General features: G+C 39.3%; 12 protein-coding genes. 9 read left to right on the forward strand and 3 right to left on the reverse strand.

What is annotated here, in order from left to right; translation table 11 throughout:
• Positions 1 to 11 precede the first annotated feature (11 nt).
• The 5 genes from GARC_RS13940 (at position 12) to GARC_RS13960 (ending at position 7931) form a co-directional block, all read left to right on the forward strand.
• Entirely contained in the window at positions 12 to 3569 is a 3558-nt protein-coding gene (locus GARC_RS13940; RefSeq protein WP_007621177.1) for an ABC transporter permease/M1 family aminopeptidase, read from the forward strand.
• Between the two features lie 172 nt (positions 3570 to 3741).
• Positions 3742 to 5607: a PAS domain-containing protein gene (locus tag GARC_RS13945; protein ID WP_007621178.1), complete on the forward strand. Its 1866-nt coding sequence runs from the start codon at positions 3742 to 3744 to the stop codon at positions 5605 to 5607.
• A 53-nt stretch (positions 5608 to 5660) separates the two neighbouring features.
• Positions 5661 to 6032, forward strand: coding sequence for a response regulator (locus GARC_RS13950; RefSeq protein ID WP_007621179.1), 372 nt, complete (start codon positions 5661 to 5663; stop codon positions 6030 to 6032).
• A gap of 130 nt (positions 6033 to 6162) precedes the next feature.
• The gene (locus tag GARC_RS13955) at positions 6163 to 7386 is read left to right on the forward strand and encodes a CaiB/BaiF CoA transferase family protein (RefSeq protein ID WP_007621182.1); all 1224 of its coding nucleotides are present in this window, start codon (positions 6163 to 6165) and stop codon (positions 7384 to 7386) included.
• 128 nt (positions 7387 to 7514) lie between these two features.
• The gene (locus GARC_RS13960) at positions 7515 to 7931 is read left to right on the forward strand and encodes an acyl-CoA thioesterase (protein ID WP_007621184.1); all 417 of its coding nucleotides are present in this window, start codon (positions 7515 to 7517) and stop codon (positions 7929 to 7931) included.
• A gap of 48 nt (positions 7932 to 7979) precedes the next feature.
• Here the strand turns inward: GARC_RS13960 and GARC_RS13965 are convergent, their stop codons facing one another.
• Positions 7980 to 8450 carry a DUF4124 domain-containing protein gene (locus GARC_RS13965; RefSeq protein ID WP_007621186.1) on the reverse strand — a complete coding sequence of 157 codons (471 nt, stop codon included), beginning with the start codon at positions 8448 to 8450 and terminating at the stop codon, positions 7980 to 7982.
• 570 nt (positions 8451 to 9020) lie between these two features.
• Here GARC_RS13965 and GARC_RS13970 point away from each other — a divergent pair.
• From GARC_RS13970 to GARC_RS13980, 3 genes are all read left to right on the forward strand, one after another.
• Positions 9021 to 9812 (forward strand): PEP-CTERM sorting domain-containing protein, encoded by a 792-nt coding sequence (locus GARC_RS13970; RefSeq protein ID WP_007621188.1) that lies wholly within the window; start codon positions 9021 to 9023, stop codon positions 9810 to 9812.
• Positions 9813 to 10093: 281 nt separating this feature from the next.
• Positions 10094 to 10621 carry a DUF6265 family protein gene (locus GARC_RS13975; protein WP_007621196.1) on the forward strand — a complete coding sequence of 176 codons (528 nt, stop codon included), beginning with the start codon at positions 10094 to 10096 and terminating at the stop codon, positions 10619 to 10621.
• Positions 10622 to 10768: 147 nt separating this feature from the next.
• Positions 10769 to 12415: a response regulator gene (locus tag GARC_RS13980; protein ID WP_007621204.1), complete on the forward strand. Its 1647-nt coding sequence runs from the start codon at positions 10769 to 10771 to the stop codon at positions 12413 to 12415.
• Between the two features lie 28 nt (positions 12416 to 12443).
• Here the strand turns inward: GARC_RS13980 and GARC_RS13985 are convergent, their stop codons facing one another.
• Complete coding sequence (locus GARC_RS13985) at positions 12444 to 13352, reverse strand: LysR family transcriptional regulator (RefSeq protein WP_007621205.1); 909 nt, start codon at positions 13350 to 13352, stop codon at positions 12444 to 12446.
• A gap of 137 nt (positions 13353 to 13489) precedes the next feature.
• Between GARC_RS13985 and metE the strand changes: the two genes are divergently transcribed.
• Positions 13490 to 15793 carry a 5-methyltetrahydropteroyltriglutamate--homocysteine S-methyltransferase gene (gene metE, locus GARC_RS13990; protein ID WP_007621206.1) on the forward strand — a complete coding sequence of 768 codons (2304 nt, stop codon included), beginning with the start codon at positions 13490 to 13492 and terminating at the stop codon, positions 15791 to 15793.
• Between the two features lie 21 nt (positions 15794 to 15814).
• On the opposite strand, the gene tilS is transcribed toward metE, so the two are convergent.
• Complete coding sequence (gene tilS / locus GARC_RS13995; RefSeq protein ID WP_007621207.1) at positions 15815 to 17194, reverse strand: tRNA lysidine(34) synthetase TilS; 1380 nt, start codon at positions 17192 to 17194, stop codon at positions 15815 to 15817.
• Positions 17195 to 17274: the final 80 nt, after the last annotated feature.

A 17274-nucleotide genomic window follows, 5' to 3' on the forward strand; every position in this document is an offset into this window, starting at 1 on the left:
GAAAAACTCATATGTTTACTAAAATGTTAGCCTTTGAGTGGCGCTACTTTACTCGCCAGCCCTCTTTTATTGTGACCTGTTTGGTGTTCTTTTTGCTGCCTTTTTTAGCCATTACTATTGAACAGGTACAAATTGGATCAGGTGGCAATGTATTATTTAACAGCCCCTTTGCCGTGACTCAGATCATGTTGATATTGAGTATATTTTCGATGTTTATGGTGGTGAATTTTGTGGCAAATACTGCCACTCGCAATCAAACATCCATGATGGCAGAAATTGTGTTGACCAAACCAATAAAACCTCTGCCATATAACCTTGGTCGATTTTTTGGTGCTTACCTGATTTGTCTGGTTGTATTTGCCATGGTGCCTCTTGGAAGTTTTATAGGTAGCTTAATGCCATGGGTAGATCAAGAACGTATTGGCCCCAATGGCCTAATGATGTACTTAACACCCTTCCTGATATTTTCAGCTAGTACTATTTTTGTTTTTGCCGCGGTATTTTATGCCGCTGCTACGCAATTTAAGAGCGCAATGGCAGTGTATATCTGTGCCATGGGGCTGTTTATTTTATATGCAGTGGCCGGACAGGTATTTAGCGAACCAGAACAACGCACTATTCGCGCCCTGCTCGACCCCTTTGGTTTGCGAGCCTTCGGCGAATATTCACGGTATTGGACTTCTTTTGAAAAAAATTCATTAGTGCCAGTACTCGAAGGCATGATTTTACAAAATAGATTGTTATGGTTAGGCATAGCAGCCTTTATTTTATTAGTAGCGGGGGGACTATTTAGACCTCTTAATTTAGCCAGTTATTCATTCAAGAAAAAAGCTAAAAAAGAAAAAATAGACGTTATTCCTACTACCAACAATATTGCGATTAAAGCCTCAGCCAATAATGGTTTAGCACAATTTATTAGCCGTACAAAGTTTGAAATTCGTCAGGTGTTTTTAAGCCCAGCATTTTTAATCTTATTATTATTTTCTGCCTTCCAACTTATCGCCAATTTCTTTGAAATAAACGGTATGTTTGGCACGCCTAATTGGCCGTTAACTCAGACCCTAGTGGAATTGATTATGGGGTCCTTTTCACTAATGACCATTATCATAATCACTTACTATACCGCTGAAGTGGTATGGCGTGAACGTACTGTGGGCATGGGCGATATTGTGGACAGCATGCCTGTACATAATATGACTTTTTGGCTATCAAAACTATTAGCAGTCATGTTGGTAATTGTGAGTTTGCATGTAGTTGGCATGTTCGCCGCTATCATCAATCAACTATTAGCTGGTTATGAAAATATCGAAATAAGCCAATACCTAATTAGTTTATTATTTTTTGGTGCATTACCTTGGTGTTTGTTGACTGTATTAGCGTTTTTTATTCAGGCTTTAAGTCCGAATAAGTATATTGGTATGCTGATTTTTGTGGGTTATTTCTTTGTTTCTTTGGCTTTCAGCCAAATAGGTATTGAGCACAACATGTTCAACTTTGCCGCAGGGCCAATGCTGCAATATTCTGATCTCAATGGTTATGGCTGGTTTATTCAAACCCAGAGCTGGTATATGTTGTATTGGGGCGCCTTATCTGTGGTGCTTGGCATTATCAGTTATGGCATGTGGCAACGTGGGCCACAAACCTCGGTCAAACAGCGACTACGTTTACTCAGTTATCATTTAGGCAGTACCGGTAAAAGTGTTGCTGCAGCGGCTTTAGTGTTGTTTTTAGCTACAGGTGGTTATATTCATTACAACACTAAAGTGCTGAATAAATTTTACGGTCAGGAACAGGTATTAGATATCCAAGCCGATTACGAAAAAGAATACGTTGAATTTCGTGATGCACCTATGCCCACAATAGTCAGTGTTGATATTGCTGCGGATATATTCCCAGCAGATAGACGTATAGAAGCCACATCTAAGGTGCAAGTTATCAACCGCACCAACAAACCCATTAAGCGGTTTTTGGTTAATATGCCACGTTTTTCTCCTATGACTAATGTAGAAATTGACGGAGGTGAATTGGGCGAAATCAATAAAAAATACAACATTGCTTGGTTTGAATTTTCTGAGCCAATGTTACCTGGTGAACAACGCAGTGGTGTTCTTTCTGTGGTGCGCGAACATCATGGGTTCAAAAATAGCGGTGAAGATAGCACTTTAGTGAAAAACGGTACCTTTATTGACAACTTTAGCTTGTTGCCATTTTTTGGCTTCAATGAGTCATATCAAATCACCGATCAGCACGAAAGACGTAAAAGGGATCTTGAGCCAGTTCAGCGGGCTTACAAGTTAGAAGATAGCAGCCGATATAATGAAAGTTTCTTTGGCAAAGGCGTCGAATTTATTGACTTTAGTGCCACCCTGTCCACCAGCGGCGAGCAATTTGCCATCGCACCGGGTTACCTGCAAAAAGAATGGCAGCAAGACGGGCGTAACTATTATCGATATGAAATGAATGCACCTATGGTTAACTTTTTCAGCATTATGTCTTCTAAACTTGAGAGTAAAAAAGTCGAACATGCTGGTGTTAATATTGAAGTCTACTATCACCAAAATCATCATTGGAATGTGGATCGTATGATTGAGTCGAGTAAAGACTCACTCGACTATTTCCAAAAAGTGTTTAGTCCTTATCAACATAAACAATTAAGGATCATAGAATTTCCTGGTTACCGTAGCTTTGCACAAAGTTTTGCGAATACTGTACCTTACTCAGAAAAAATTGGTTTTATCACCGATTTACGAAACCCGGAAGACATCGACCCCGTTTATTATGTGACCGCACACGAAGTAGCCCACCAATGGTGGGGTCATCAACTTAACGCAGCCAATGTGCAAGGTAGCGCGATATTGTCAGAAACCTTATCCCAATACAGCGCATTAATGGTGATGAAGAAAAAATACGGCGAAACCCGATTACGTAAATTCCTTACCTATGAATTGGATCGTTATTTAAGAGGTCGCAGCGCAGAACGTATTGAAGAAATGCCTTTGCTTCGCTCTGAGAATCAACAATATATTCACTATCAGAAAGGCTCAATAGTAATGATGGCCTTAGTTAATAAAATAGGTGAAGAGCGTCTTAATAAAGCCTTACAAGCGTTGCTAAACGAATATCAATATAGGGAAGACTTGTACCCTACTACCTTAGACCTAGTCAGACACTTAAATAGTGTATCCAACGAGCAGGAACAGGCTTATATTCAAGACCTGTTTGAGCAAATCACTATTTACGATTTGCGCGCTAAAGAAGTAACCAAGGAAGAGCTTGAAGATGGCAGAACCAAAGTCACTTTAACCGTATCAGCACAACAGTTCAGTGCCGATGGTAAAGGCCAAGAAACAGAACAACCTTTTGCCCAAGAAGTCGAGATTGTTTTGTTCAGTGAAGATCCAAATAATTTTGCTTCCGAAAACAAAGTGATTTATCAAGGACTTCACGCCATTGATAGTGGCGATACAGTCATAGAACTAATAGTGGAAGAAACGCCTAATTTTGCCGGTATCGACCCCTTTGTACGTTTTATTGATCGCGACACAGGTAATAATATTATTAAATTGTAACTCTCAAAGTACTTAAACATAGCCTTCACTTTGAGGGCTTTGTTTTATTAAGCAACACAAAATCTACACAAATAATTTTCTTTTTTTAAGCCTTAACTAGTACTTTAGTCTACTTCCGATTGAGCGAAATTTAATCTATGCTTGGAACAACCCCCACTCTAATAATATTAAAATGTCTTCTAAAAAACAGGCAAATAAGTCATTCAAAGCAATTAATGTAGATGACCATTATTCAAGGCTTGAAGCTGTTCTTAATACAGTAATAGATGGCATTATTACTATTGACCATCTAGGCTGTATCCAAAGCTTCAACCGGTCAGCAGAACGTATTTTTGGTTATACTCCCGATGAAGTTATTGGCCAAAATGTTAAAATGCTAATGCCAGCCCCATACCATGATGAGCACGACGGCTACCTCAAAAATTATCAAGTTACAGGTGATAAAAAAGTAATAGGTAATGGTCGTGAGGTAAAAGCGCAGCGCAAGGACGGTAGTATTTTCGCAATGGAACTTGGGGTTAACGAAATGACCGTTTCTGGTGAAAAAATGTTCGTTGGTACCATTCGCGACATTTCAGATCGCAAGCAGGCCGAACAAGCACTAAAAGATAACCAAGCAAAATTGCAGGCCATTGTTGATAATACAGTAGACGGACTGATTACCATTGATGAAAAAGGCCTTATAGAAACCTTCAATCGAGCATGCGAAAGGATATTTGGATACACTGCTAATCAAGTAATTGGGAAAAATGTAAAAGTATTGATGCCCGCCCCTTATCACAAAGAGCACGACGGTTATCTTAAGAACTATCATAACACTGGCGACAAAAAAATTATTGGCACAGGTCGTCAGGTTGAAGGTAAGAAAAAAGATGGCAGTATTTTCCCCCTCGATCTCTCGGTCAGTGAAGTAAATGTCAAAGGACGTAGGATCTACAGTGGTATAGTTCGAGACATTACTGAATTACAAGAAACCCAAAAACGCCTAGCGGCAGTGTTAGACAATACTGTTGATGGCTTAATCACTATTGATGAATATGGCAACGTAGAACACTACAACAAGGCATGCGAAGGAATCTTTGGCTACAAGCCAGAAGAAGTGATTGGTCAAAATATCAAAATGTTAATGCCAGAGCCGTATCACAGTGAACATGACGGATATCTCAAGAATTATCATGAAACAGCTGAGAAAAAAATAATTGGCACAGGTCGAGAAGTTGCAGGACAACGTAAAGATGGCAGTACTTTTCCACTCGATTTATCAGTAAGCGAAGTAAATGTTCAAGGGCGTACACTGTACAGCGGTATTGTGCGTGATATTTCTGCCCGTAAAGAAGCGGACGAAAAAATACTTCAAGCCAATACAGAGCTGGAGGAGTTTTCATACCGGACATCTCATGATTTACGCTCTCCTTTGGTATCGGCGATTGGTTTACTTAATATCGTTACCGATGCCATTAAAAATGATAAAAAAGAGCTTGCTCTAGAAAGTACAGAATTTGTTCAAAAATCCCTTTCCCAACTTGAAAATCTCATTAAAGACATTCTCCAGCTAACTAAAACCAAGAATGAACTGGAAGATGAAGAAAGCATTTGTTTTGCCATATTGGCGAGAGAATCACTCGGAAAATTCAAAAACATGGATAATTTTGGTCGACTTGATATACAACAAAATTTTCGTTTTTCAGGCAATTTAAAAACTAAGAAAAGTCGTGTTGTACTAATCGTTGAAAATTTATTATCTAATGCAATTAAATACCAGGACGTCAATAAAAATAACTCATTCATTAAGATATCTAGCTACAAAACCAAAAACCATATTGTGTTAGAAGTACGTGACAACGGTTTGGGTGTGCCCGAAGCTCAACGAGATAACCTATTTAAGATGTTTAAACGCTTTCATCCTAGAACATCTTTTGGTTCTGGTCTTGGTTTATATATGATGAAAAAAAGTGCGGATATCCTACATGGAAATATAAGTTACGAAGCTTGCTCTGATGGTTCAGTTTTTAAACTTGAACTACCTTTAAGTGAGTAAAAACATGAGCGCATTTATCGCTCAAAAATACGTTTCAGATAACGGGGAAAAGTATGAGTGTTAAATTAGTAATGATAATTGATGATAGCGAAATGGACCACTTCTTAGCAAAGTATATGATAGAAGAATACGATCCGAGTATTGAAATAATACAGGCTTATGACGGGCAGGAAGCACTAGAAATTTTGAAGGGCTTATCATCACAACCTGATGTAATCTTTCTAGATATTAATATGCCACGTATGAACGGGCATGCATTTCTAGAGATGTACAGTAACTGGGAAGGACATTCTGAGTCGGTAATTATGTTAACGTCTTCTAATCAGGCACAAGATAAAGAAAAGTCATTAGCCTATCAGTGTGTCAAAAAATACTACGTAAAACCAATCACAAGGTCTCATTTAGAATCCATTGTTAATATGTGATATATCAATTATACACGATGCAAGATTAGTCTAACTAGGCAACCACAACTGTTAAGGGAGGACTTATTTGTGCAGATTGGCAATATGGTCTGTATGATGACGCTGGTATTTAGTAATTTCTGAGCAAACTATGTCGTCACCACTTTCACATATCCGCGTACTTGAACTGAGTCGCATATTGGCTGGGCCTTGGGCCGGACAAATGTTGGCCGACTTAGGCGCAGAAGTCATCAAAGTAGAAAAACCAATAGAGGGTGATGATACTCGGCATTGGGGCCCTCCTTTTCTACAAAATCAACAAGGTGAAGCCACGACAGAATCAGCTTATTTTTTATCGACTAATAGAGGTAAAAGGTCGATTACCGTCGATATCAGGCAACCACAAGGACAAGCAATTATTCATCAACTGATCGCTAGTTGTGATGTGTTAATAGAAAACTTCAAAGTTGGCAGTTTGCAAAAATACCACCTTGATTATGCGAGCTTATCGGCGATCAACCCAAAGTTAATTTATTGCTCGATAACCGGCTTTGGTCAAGACGGTCCTTATGCCCAAAGAGCCGGATACGACTTTTTATTACAAGGCATGGGCGGATTGATGAGTGTGACCGGCGAACCCGACCACCTACCTGGCGGTGGCCCGCAAAAAGTTGGCGTAGCCTTGACTGACATTCTTACCGGTATGTATGCCACCACAGCTATACAAGCGGCGATTATAGAGCGTGAAAAATCAGGGTTAGGCCAACAAATCGACTTGGCTTTGCTCGATGTACAAGTGGCCTGTTTGGCCAATCAAAGCATGAACTACTTAGTGGGTCATGAAACCCCAAAACGTATGGGTAATGCTCACCCCAACATAGTGCCCTACCAAACTTTTCAAACCGCAGATGGCTTTATCATTTTAACAGTAGGTAACGACTCACAATTTGCAGATTTTTGTGAGGTGGCACAATGCCAAGCGTTGCTCGAAGATCCGCGATTTACCACTAATCAGGCAAGGGTAAACAATAGAGAGATTGTGGTTGAACAATTGACTACACTTATAAAAGCAAAAACCAATGACTTTTGGTTACAACAGTTAGAAATAAAAGGCGTGCCCTGTGGCCCCATCAACGACATTGCCCACGTATTCGATAACCCACAAATAAAACACCGTAAAATGTTAAATGAACTCACCCACCCAGAAAATGGCAAAGTACCCACTGTCAGCAACCCCATCAATTTGTCGCGTACCCCTATTGTTTACCATCAGGCACCACCGAATCTAGGGGAACATACTGATGAAGTGTTAACTGAGTTGTTAGATTATGACACTGGCGTCATTGGCAAACTGCGCCAATCAAAGATTATCTAAGCTTAGTAAGGTTTTTCAAAACGCCCTGCTAGCCTTTATTCTACCTTAGATTGAAGCATTAATTTCAGCTGACTGGTTTAGTAGGTAATATAATGCCTAATTGCATTAAAATTTATTTAGGAATACCCATGCGCTTTTTATCCCGCCGATTAGTTATGCCCAATGATTTGAATTATGCCAATGCGTTATTTGGTGGCCGCGCTTTGGAATGGATTGATGAAGAAGCTGCGATTTATGCGATATGTCAGTTAGAAACCAATTGTTTGGTGACTAAACATATAGGTGAAATTAGCTTTGAGTCCCCAGCTATTCAGGGTGACGTGGTGGAATTTGGTCTGGAAACCAAAAATGTCGGCCGTACTTCTATTACCGTTTCTTGCTTGGTACGTAATAAAGCTACTAAAAATACCATCTGCCTCGCTGATGATATTGTGTTTGTTCAAGTGGATCCCCAGAGTAAAAGACCCGTCCCTCATGGTAAAACCATGGAGCAACTAGTGGCTCAAACAGAACAAGAAATCAGTAGTTTGAATATAGAGGAATAAATAAGCCAACGAAATCAAGACTTCATCATCTTGGATAGAGCTGTCTCACTATTTACGACAATAAGATTGGACATTTTTTTCTGATCGTTTGACGCGTTTGATGCGCTCTTGTTCCGATAATATTTGAATTGCACTACTGTCATTAACACTTGTTCTAATTCTTTGACCACTTTGATAAAGTGCTAAGTTCTCTTGTGCGAGTTTACAATTATTTTTATTTGTTTTTGCAGTATTGACAGTATTTATCTGTAATTCTCTAGCTACTTTTCTATCGTCGATATACTTCTTAATATTTGCCATCCGTGCACTGTTACTTTGTCCTTTGGGAGGCTCAGAAACTGGGATTGGTACTTGAATTTTTTCTACATTAAATGAATTATTTTTATCTTCAGGGGGGAATTCAGATAAATGGATTACCCCAGAATTATCCGTCCATCTGTATACTTGCATAGTTTCAGTATTCGCAATCGCGTTCATCGAATGAATAAAGATAAAAAATAAAAAATAACGTACTAACATATATTATTGATTCCTCTGGTAATTTATCTAACAATCTTTATCCCAATACCCCTCGGGCCGCTTATTCATTATTGATGGTTATTTGGTATTGTAACCATCTGTCTACCCGCTGCTAGTCGCGAGTAATATAGACACAAAGATAGGCATATTCAAATCTTCGAAAAATGTCATGGTATTATTTTTCATCCCAAAATGCCTTAAAGAGCTTGCCCAAAAAACGCTTCATTCCTGAAATTAAAGATGTTGTGTCATTTGAATTAGTTTGCGAAACGTCTAGAAGATCTGTTATCCGATTACTTAATGTTGTAATAACTCCAACTGACTTCCGAGCGCCCCCAAAATAGTTTTGAAGAATGTAGATGTTTTTTAAAAAACTGCTTTATTAGCAGTAAAACTGTCGGGAAAATTTACATTTTATTTAAAAAAAGTGCATGTATTATTTCTAACCTATTAAAATATAAAGTTTTAATTTTTATGGTGTGTTTTTTGCTTGTTTCCATTGATTTTGATCGGTCTCAGTTAAGTGGTATTGAACTTTAATTTATAATTATAAAAACTTAAGGAAAAAACATGAAAAAATTAAAAATTGCAGCGTTACTTCTTGGAAGTATGTTGTCTGCATCCGCATCTGCAACTCTTCTTTACGATACTAACCTAACCTCAAACGTTATCATGGGTAGTGGCATCTCTAATGGCGGTTTTACTGTTGATCAGGCGAATGGTTTTGAGTTAGGTTTGCGCGGTAAGATACGCCACAATGCCACAGGAGCCGCAGAAAATACTTTTAATAGTAACGGTGACGGTACTTATAGTTTTGATGTAGGTGTTGCCCCAACTCAATCTTCCCCAACGGGTGTTTGGAGCTTCGAATGGTCAATCAATTCAAATTTTGATGGTAATGGTGGATTTTTGAATGGCTACACTTACATCTTGGGACTTGACACAGATCCTTCTGCAACGGCTGCTTTTTTCACTTTTGATCCAATCAATGATGTTAACCCTAACCCTAGTAGTGGCGTTGTAGCTTGGGATCATTCGATTGGTAACAACACAACAGCCCAAAGTGCAGGAGTTGAATCTGCAAGCAATGACGCTGCAACTTACGCAGGACTAATTTCGTCAAACAATGTTGCACAAAATTCCTGGAAGCCACATTGGTATATTCCAGGATTTGATCCTACAGTAGATGGCATTTATGACATTTCCTTATCTGCTTTTGACGCAAACGGTGGACTAGCGGCAAGTACCTCAATACAGATTATTGTTGGTGCCGGCGCTACTGCAGTTCCAGAACCACAAACAATGGCATTATTGCTTACCGGCTTACTTGGTTTTGCGGCACGTAAAAAGTTCGCAAAATAGTATTCAGTTTAAAAATGTCCAACTAGCTTAAAGCGCCGAAAGGCGCTTTTTTATTGTTCATTAAAATATTCGACAAAAAAGTCGAGCTTGGATTAGGATTATCACTAATGTGTAAGCGACTGATCCAAAGAGATTTAAATCAGAAATGCTAAAGATGCCAGTATGCAAAGCACATTAGTCTAAAATATCTATTAAAAAGCCAACCACTTTATTTGAAATCTGTCGTAACCAACTTTGCTAATTCGTCATATAGTTACCATTCATTTTTTGTGAGATTAATTATGTTTACCTTTTATGTTCGTTGCTTATTTTTACTAACTTTCATTGGCCCTTTAAACACAGCTTTCGCGGAAAACACGACTCCCCCTCAAACCGAATACCTAGCCGAACAACAAAACTCACCAGCAGCTTCGATTGAAGATCTAAAGTGGATATCCGGCTACTGGCAAGGCCAAATTTGGGGAGGTCAGTTTGAAGAGATTTGGTCACACCCCATGGCGGGCTCGATGATGGCTTCTTTCAAGTTTACTGAAAACAACCAAGTGAAGTTTTATGAGTTAATGACAATATCAGAACATCAAGGCAGTTTACTGTTACAACTTAAACATTTTGGTCAAGATCTCATTGGTTGGGAAGAAAAAGATCAGAGTATGGACTTTAAGTTGGTAAGGCTAACTGACAATGCCGTTTATTTTGAAGGTTATACCTACAAATTGATTAGTCACAATGAGATGCATGTCTTTGTGGTAATAGACAATGATGGTGAAAAACTCGAAACCAAGTTTGTATTTAAGCGGCACTCTCAATAGGCTCAAATACGTTTTTGTTTCTAAAGTGAAAAACTGCGTATTTTAAGGGATCGTGATTATTTACTAGACAATCACTACCGACAATAATAGATTAGCTATTGAGTTTAAACTGTTGATTGATATAACAAAAAACAAAGGACTGAATACTTGCTCAAAATACCTGCGCAGAAGCCGAATGCCGATATTGAAGTGCTGATAATAGATGCTCAGGCTTTGGTGCATACTGTGATTAGGGGCGCTTTACTTGATGCGGGTATTAAACAGGTAAAAAGTGCCCACAATGCTTACTCTGCTTTAAGATTATGTCAAACAACACGTTTCGACATGGTATTGATTGCCTTTGACGTCAAAAGTGACAAAGATGGTTTTAACTTACTAGAAGAAATGAAGTACAAAGGTTACATCACCAAAACCACTTGTGTCATTTTCCTAAGCGCGGACACCAGCCAAGGTTTAGTCAACTGCGTAGTGGAAATGGAGCCCACTGATTTTTGGGTCAAACCTTTGGATCGTTCCAAAGTAATAAAACGTATTCATCACATCCTCACTATCGAGAAAAAACTTTACGCCTTGCGTTATTATTTTGACCAAAATGAATACCCAAAGGTTATCTACTACGCCGAACGCCAGTTAGAAGATCCCTCTTTGACCATGTATTATCCGCATATTAATCGATTAATTGGCAAAAGCTTATTTAATATAAAAGAGTATCAAGCAGCCCAAGAATTTTATCAGAAACTAGCTAAAAGTTATTCGTACGCTTGGGTTCAGCTTGGGTTAGCGGCCACCTTACTCAAACAAAACAAGATTGATGAAGCCACCGAACTAACAACAGAGTTATTACAAAGAGACGATACAAAATTTGCTACCTACGATCTACTGGCGGAATATCATATTGATAATGAAGACTACCAGCAAGGTTACGAAATTATTCAAGAGGCCACAAAATTAGCTCCCCGAAGTATTGAACGTAATAGAAAATCGTGGAATTTAGCAAGATTAAATCATGATAAAGTTGGGCAATATTTAGCCACCAAAAATATCGCTAAATACGCAAAAAACTCAATTCATGATTCACCTGATCTACAATTAAATGTTATTCGCTCTGGTTTAGATCTTGCGGCAACCTTATCTGATACTGAATCAGATAAGGTATTAGTTAGCATTGAAAAATCAATAGAGCGCTTAAAACAAGAATTTGGCTCCACCTCAGATCTTGCCGACCAACTCACTATTATCGAAGTAAGACGCCTGAATTTGCGACAAAATAAAAAGCAGGCAGAACAAGTGATGTTAGAACATTCACGCGCTAGTGCCCTGAAAAATTTTGAAGATAATCTAGATAAAGTAAAAGCCTTTCATGAAGTTGGCTTATGGGAACAGTCGATGCGTTTGCTTGAACAGATGAAAGATGATGTTGAGAATGACTCTTTTACAGGTAAAGTGTTGAGCGAATATTTAGAGCAAGAATCAAAAGAGCGACAAGACATTCGTTATAGCCCAAAAGAATTGGGTGAAATGGCTTCCGCCTACTACAAAAACAAGCGCTATAAACCAGCTTATAATTTGCTGTGTCAAGCCGCACAATTATCGCCTAATAATCCCAACATTACTATTACTCTATTAAAAGTGCTGGCTATATTAGCCGAGGAAGACGGACTATCCGATGAAGAAACCCTTAGTGTAGAAAAATGCTTAGAGACGTTAGAAGAAGCCACATTATCTGAAGTTCAACAAACTAAGGTAAATGAGTACAATGAACGGATTGATAAGGCTGGCGTACTTCAGGATTAACCTTTTATCTAAGAAAAATTTACTCCACTTAGGTAATAGCAGTTAAAAACTCTGTTTTATTTTCTCTAGCCATTTGAATAAACTGATTTAGGTATGCGGGGCGCTGTTCATTTTTTCTAAAACCAAGATGAATTGTTTTATATAAACCTTTTTTACCTAATCTGAGCGGACAAATACCTAAACTTTCTTGATAACTTTCAACTAACCATTTTGGCAATGCTGAAAACCCTCTACCCGCAGCTACCATTTGTAACAGGATCTCCGTTGCCTCTATTTGCACATGTTTTTTAATGGCTATGCCAGCAGGGTGACAAAACTGACTGAATATATCCAACCTAGAGGGTTCAACAGGATAGGTAATAATAACCTCGTTGCTCAGATCACAAGGCTCTACCCAAGGTTTATTGGCTAAAGCATGGGATTTTGGCACCACCAACACATGTTCATAATCAAATACCGGTAAATATTCTAACGCTAGGCTGTATAGGGGATCTGGCGTGACTAACATATCAATATCGTACCCTAACAGTGCCCCCATACCGCCAAATTGAAAGCGTTGCCTTACATCTAAGTCTACATCTGGGAATTGCTCTAAAAACGGACCAACAATATTCAGTAGCCATTGATAACAAGGATGACACTCCATGCCAATTCTTAAACAGCCTTGTCCACCACCAGCAATATTACTAATAATTTGTTCACTGTGTTCAAACTGAGGTAACAACCTTTGCGCCAAGTTGAGTAAGGTCTGACCCGCTTGGGTCAGGCGAAGGCGACGACCTTCTTTTATCCACACAGCTGTCCCAAAATAATTTTCTAGTTTTTTAATGGCATGACTCAATGCTGATTGTGACAAACAGAGTTTTTCTGCAGCCTCAGTGAGAGTGCCCAACTCGTGAACAGTACGGATAATGACTAAATGAGAACGCTCTAACATTTATATTCATGCCTAATTGGTTAAAACAACATCATGATACATGAATAAAATTCATGGTTACTTGAAAATAAACCATTATTTTAAATCAATCAGACTCGCTATTGTTTTGCCATCCAAATGAATGACCGAGATAAAAGATGGCGATATTACATAACTTAGGTTTTCCACGTATAGGTGAAAACCGCGAACTTAAATTTGCTTTAGAGAAATACTGGCGTAAAGAAATAGACGAACCCACACTACTTGCGAAGGCCGAGCAGGTAAAACAACAACGACTGGCTCAACAGTCGTATCTCGATTACGCACAGATTGGTGACTTTTCGTTATACGATAATGTCTTAGACAGCAGTTTTCTACTTGGGCATATTCCTGCAAAAGTGAAACACTTAGAAAACACTGACCACAGCAGTCAACTTGAAAGCTACTTTGCTGTAGCAAGAGGCGCCCAGCCCAAAAACGACTCATGTTGTGCCATCAGCGCTGCTGAGATGACCAAATGGTTTGATACCAATTATCACTACATAGTGCCGGAGTTAAATGACGAAGTACGCTTTAGCCTTAACCCTAAACCACTTATTCAGCAGGTTATTCAGAGTAGAAAACAAGGCTATAATCCTAAACCGGTGATCATTGGGCCCCTTACCTATTTGTGGTTAAGCAAAACCAAAGATGGCAGTAGCCAATTGGCTTATCTAGAGAAGTTACTGCCCCTTTACACTGAGTTACTTGGCGAATTTGCTAAATGTGGGGTGGAATGGGTACAGATTGATGAGCCTATTTTAGCTACAGAATTAACTGATGATTGGCAATGGGCATTTAAATTCGCTTATCAGTCATTAATCAGCAGAAAAACCAAACTATTACTCACCACCTATTTTGGTGAACTTAAAGAGAACCTAACCTTAGCCTGCCAGTTACCTATTGATGGGCTACATATAGATGCGGTGCGAGCACCTGATGAAGTCTCGCGAATAGAGAAGATGCTACCTAATGATAAAGTATTATCAGTAGGCATTATCGATGGACGTAACATTTGGAAATCTGACTTAACCGCTAAACTTGATATTTTAGAGCCTCTACAACTCAGCCGTGGACAAAAACTCTGGATAGCCCCATCCTGCTCTTTAATACACGTACCTATTTCTTTAGAGCGTGAAAACAAACTCCCCGAAGAAGTGAAAAACTGGTTAGCCTTTGCTGTTGATAAGCTGGATGAATTACAGCTTATCAACCAAGCATTATTACAAGGTCGAGAGTGTATTGCTGAAGCCTTACAAAACAATGCACTTAGTATTCAAACCCGTCATCATTCGGCATTAGTTAACGATGCACAAGTTGCCCAAAACATGGAGCAGATAGATAACATTATTCAAGCACAACGTAGTCCTTTTGCGCAAAGACAGGTACAGCAGAGACAAGAGTTAAATTTACCACTTTTACCTACTACTACTATTGGATCATTTCCTCAGACTGGCGATATTCGTGCGGTTCGTAAACAATTTAAAACCGGTCAGATAAACCAGACTCAATATCAAGAAAAGATTAAAGCTGAGATACATGCTTGTATTCAAAAACAAGAAGCCCTCGGTTTGGATGTATTGGTGCATGGTGAAGCAGAACGTAATGACATGGTGGAATACTTTGGTCAGCAGTTAAACGGCTTTACTTTTAGTCAGTTAGGTTGGGTACAAAGTTATGGTTCCCGTTGCGTCAAGCCACCTATTATTTTTGGTGATGTTTCGCGCCAATCAGCCATGACGGTAGACTGGATTAACTATGCCCAATCCCTAACCAACAAACCAGTTAAAGGCATGTTGACTGGACCTGTCACTATCTTGAACTGGTCATTTGTACGAGACGACCAAGCACGGGCAGATACCTGCATGCAGATTGCTCTGGCGATACGTGAAGAAGTACAAGACTTAGAGCGATCAGGGGTCAAAATAATACAAATAGACGAAGCTGCATTTCGTGAAGGATTACCTTTGCATAAGCAACATTGGCAAGCCTATTTAGATAACTCAGTAAACGCATTTAAAGTCTGCTCTAACGTGGTGGCAGATAACACACAAATACATACCCATATGTGTTATTCAGACTTTAACGCTATCATCAAACAAATTGCACAGATGGACGCGGACGTGATCACTATAGAAACATCTCGCTCAGATATGGCGTTATTAGGGGTATTTGATAGTTACCAATACCCCAATGAAATAGGGCCAGGCGTATATGATATTCATTCACCTAATATTCCCAGTGTAGAAGCCATCTTGGCGCTGCTTGAACAAGCTAGCACTAAAATACCTGTAGAAAACTTATGGGTGAATCCTGACTGTGGTTTAAAAACCCGAAACTGGGATGAGGTCACGCCAGCACTAAAAAACATGTTAGAAGCCACTAAAATAGCCCGCGCACGTTTTAATCAGTCAGTTGCTTAATTTTTACAGATAAAACTCAAATTAGCCCTTCTGTTCTGAGGGGCTACTAAACTCAATAACCACTGCATCCCTGGTACCTAGAATATAATCTTGTGCAGGATGCCACGCCCCTTGTATCAAGATCCCTAACAGTTGTTCATTTTGTTTCAATAATACAACTTGATTGCGCACCCAAGGGGGAATTCCCCACTGTTTAAACCATTGTTTTAATGGTTTGCTGTGCCCTGCCCCTTTAGGGGTAAAACGTTGTGAGTAACCACCAAATTGCAAGGTGAGATCCCCAGCAATGGGGTCGAATGTCGGACTTTCGGCATCTGCTTGAGAGCATGGCTCAAAATGCAATACCCCAATACCGCCAGGAAGAAGCATCTGCTGCTCCCCTTGCCAAACCAATACTTGATTATCAATAACAGGCTTAGCTTTAATCACAAATAACTGCTGATCAAAGCGCCTAAACTGCCAACCTTGCCACTGTAAAATAGGCGTTGCGTCTGCAGCAGCGTCCAATACTTCAGGCTTAAGTTGCTTTAACACCGCTTCTGATGGACTTTGAATGCCCAATTCAGACAACCAATAACGCACTAATTGGTGCAACCAGGATTGACTCAATTGTTTAAGAGCGGGGAGATGTAAACTGTCTGCAGAAGCTTTTAATGGTTTGAGTTTTTCATGACAAATTTCATCTAATAGACTTTGTTGTCCGGCACATAAAGCGGCACTTCTAGCTACCGAGCGCGCAATTTCAGGCCAACGATTTTGTAAAATAGGTAACACATCATGACGTAAGAAGTTACGTTCAAAATCAGTATTTTGGTTAGACTCATCTTCACACCATTTTAAATTGTGCTGCTGTGCATAATCTAAAATCATTTGTTGAGTGGTATCTAATAATGGTCGGTAAAATCCTACCTGTTTGCCTGATTGTAATGGACAATGGACAACCCAAGCACGATTCATAGCTGACAGACCTTTAGGCCCAGCCCCTCGTTTAAGCTGCAATAAAAAAGTTTCGAGTTGATCGTCTTGATGTTGTCCAAGTACCACTTGGCTGTTAGCTGGCGCCAATGCAACTAACTTGTTGTATCGCGCTTCTCTGGCTTGCGCTTCAAGACTTTGTCTTGGAGCGCTCTGTACTTCGACATTAGCGGTTTGAAATTCGATATCTAAGCTGGCACATACCTGTTCACAATGTGCTTGCCACTGGTCTGAATGTTGACTTAAACCATGATGAATATGAATAGCGTTAAGCTGGAAGTTACGCGGTTCTTGTTGTCTTAGACTATGCAGAGCGTGCAACAAAACATGGGAGTCCACGCCACCACTGTAGGCAACAACTATATGTGTCGCCGACAAAAGCGGCTCAGCAGATAATTGTTCTTTGAGTATATTGAGTAGCGACATTTTTAATCATGTTTTCCAATAAAAAAGCCATCTTAAAAGATGGCTCTATAAAATTAACTTCAATCTACATAGTTCTGATT

Source organism: Paraglaciecola arctica BSs20135, assembly GCF_000314995.1.
In the GTDB taxonomy this organism is placed as follows: domain Bacteria; phylum Pseudomonadota; class Gammaproteobacteria; order Enterobacterales; family Alteromonadaceae; genus Paraglaciecola; species Paraglaciecola arctica.